We start from the raw sequence: 2,298 nt of genomic DNA, 5'->3' as shown, positions 1-2,298 counted from the left end.
TCCCTGCCTTCGTTTAGATTTTTACATGAGGCAACCCGTCTCGTTCGTTTAGATTCTTAAGAGAGGCAACATGGGGATTAGGCCCTCAGAATTCTTAAGCCCCCCTGGGCCTTCCGCAAAGCTGCGCCTAAAGACTCAGGTCCTTGAACATGGTTGCGGCGCAGGAAGGGCAGCCCAAGACCTCCATGGCGTGGGCCACGTGGCTTGGAACCTGTAAGGCCCGTTCATATCCCCTTAAGATGAAATACCCCTCCGCCCCGCTGGTCATAAGCCACGCAGAAGACGCCCCCTGTTCACGCAGCCGCTCCTCCGCAAGCCCAAGCAGCTCTCCGCCAATCCCAAGGCCTTCAAAATCCGGAAGGACGCACAGGGACCTTATCATGCCCCAGGAGCTAAAGGGAACTGCCCCCACGGCGCCTATGAGCCGCCCTCCCCTAAGCGCCGCTATCATATGCTCAAGGTGGCCCTCGAGCCCCCGGTCGGTGAGATCGCGGGACCTTAAGAGCATTAAGAGCTCCCCCGCCTCCACGGCGGAATCCTTTAACATGGAGAACAGCACATCACCCAAGGGGGGCAAAAACCTATTGGAAGGAAGCCCAGCGCTCAACGGGCCTCCCCCTTCCGAGCCCACACCACCGCGCTTCCGAAGGCCCGGTCCAGCCCTTCCGCCTCGGCCCCAAAGAGCCGTTGGGCCTCTTCCCCTAAGAAGCGGTAGGTCTTTAGGATCTTCACCTCCACGGAGGAAAACCCCGCGTCAAGCAGCATCGAGCGGAACTCCTCCGGCGAAAGGGCCCCCGCAAGGCATCCGCTGAAGGCCTCAAAGTTCCGCTTAAGCCCAGGGAGGACCGGCCGCAGGGCCACCACGTCGGCGGCCACGAAACGGCCACCTTCCTTGAGGACCCGGAAGGACTCGGCAAAAACCGCCTCCTTCGAAGGGGAAAGGTTGATCACGCAGTTGGAGATGACCACGTCAACCGATAGGTCCGGCAGGGGTATGCGCTCCATCTCCCCCAGGAGGAACTCCACGTTGTCAAGCCCCCAGGCAATGCGGTTGGATCGGGCCCTTTCTATCATCTGGGGCGTCATGTCAAGCCCCACCACGGAGCCCTCAGGCCCCACCGCCACCGCCGCCAGCATGGCGTCAAGCCCGGTTCCGCACCCAAGGTCCAGCACCCGCTCCCCGGGCATGAGATCAGCGTGCTCCACCGGGTTGCCGCATCCAAAGGACACGTGCTCCGCCCCCCGGGGCACCGCGGACATGTGCTCTTCGCCGTAGTTGCCCTCGGTTATGGCCTCCAGGCCTCCGCAGCCGCAGCCGCAACAGCAGCTTCGGGAAACCAAGTTTTCCGCGTACCTCTTCCGCACCTTCTCCCTTATCTCGTCTGCCCCATGGGAAGAAAAATCACTAAAGGTCAACACAATCACACTCCCCTTCTTCCTTCTCAAGGGCCTTTCTAAGCCCCACGAGCAGCTCCTCCACCCCGGAAACCACCTTGTCATGGGATGCTGGGTCAAGGGCCTCAAGTATCCGAATGCACCTAAGCTCCATCACGGCGGATATGCGCCCTTCCACCTCCTCCCCCTTAGGCGTGAGGGACAGAACATACCGCTTCCTGTCCACTGGATCCCTCTCCTGAACCACCAACCCCATTCGCACCAGCGGATCTACGGTCCTGCTCACGGTGCTCTTGTGCAGCCCAAGCCTTCGGGACAGCTCCACCAACGAAAGCCCGCCGGAGTCCGCGATCTCCCCAAGCACGTGGCACTGGGCCAAGGTTACCCCTCCACAGCAAGCCCCGTCCCTGTCCAGGAGGCCAAGACACCGGACCAACCCCTTAAGGGCCATCCTCAAGGCCGCCGCCTTCCGCCTTACATCCGAATCATCCGGGTTCAATATCAAGCACCCCCATTAGTTGCAAAAACCAACTGTTTTATATTACACCTAATTTACCAGGCCCCGTCAAGGGGGTGGATGGTTTGTCAACAAATCCAACTCCTTCAAAATAAATGCCTTAATAAAATTGCAATACAGATCGTTTTATTTGTTTATTTAACGAACAAGCCACCTGGCATCTTGCAAATAAAGGCGCCCCTCCCGCCGAAAACCCAAGAAGACCCCACGAACCCTGATACTTCACGCCATGTTGCCTCTCTTAAGAATCTAAACGAACGAGACGGGTTGCCTCATGTAAAAATCTAAACGAAGGCAGGGATCTTTTTGTGGGATCCCTGTTTTCTTTTTTCTGCCCCGCATTTTCCCAGCTCCTCCAATGCCGCGTCCAGTTTTCTCCTCAACTC

3 protein-coding genes are annotated in these 2,298 nt (G+C 58.4%); all 3 read right to left on the bottom strand.

What is annotated here, in order from left to right; genetic code table 11:
- Nucleotides 1-127 precede the first annotated feature (127 nt).
- Genes N2315_09015 through N2315_09005 form a run of 3 tightly spaced genes read right to left on the bottom strand, consistent with a single transcriptional unit; the run spans nt 128 to nt 1,894 of the window.
- Nucleotides 128-607, bottom strand: coding sequence for a GNAT family N-acetyltransferase (locus N2315_09015; protein MCX7829314.1), 480 nt, complete (start codon nt 605-607; stop codon nt 128-130).
- Nucleotides 604-1,416 carry an arsenite methyltransferase gene (gene arsM, locus N2315_09010; protein ID MCX7829313.1) on the bottom strand — a complete coding sequence of 271 codons (813 nt, stop codon included), beginning with the start codon at nt 1,414-1,416 and terminating at the stop codon, nt 604-606. Before arsM ends, N2315_09015 begins: the two co-directional genes overlap by 4 nt.
- Nucleotides 1,406-1,894 (bottom strand): MarR family transcriptional regulator, encoded by a 489-nt coding sequence (locus N2315_09005; protein MCX7829312.1) that lies wholly within the window; start codon nt 1,892-1,894, stop codon nt 1,406-1,408. The genes arsM and N2315_09005 overlap by 11 nt, the downstream gene beginning before the upstream one ends.
- Nucleotides 1,895-2,298 lie beyond the last annotated feature (404 nt).

The sequence above is a fragment of the Thermanaerothrix sp. genome (assembly GCA_026417795.1).
Classification (GTDB): domain Bacteria; phylum Synergistota; class Synergistia; order Synergistales; family Synergistaceae; genus Thermanaerovibrio.
Note: the sequence above shows the minus strand (reverse complement) of the source record. Positions and strands in the feature narration are given on the sequence as shown.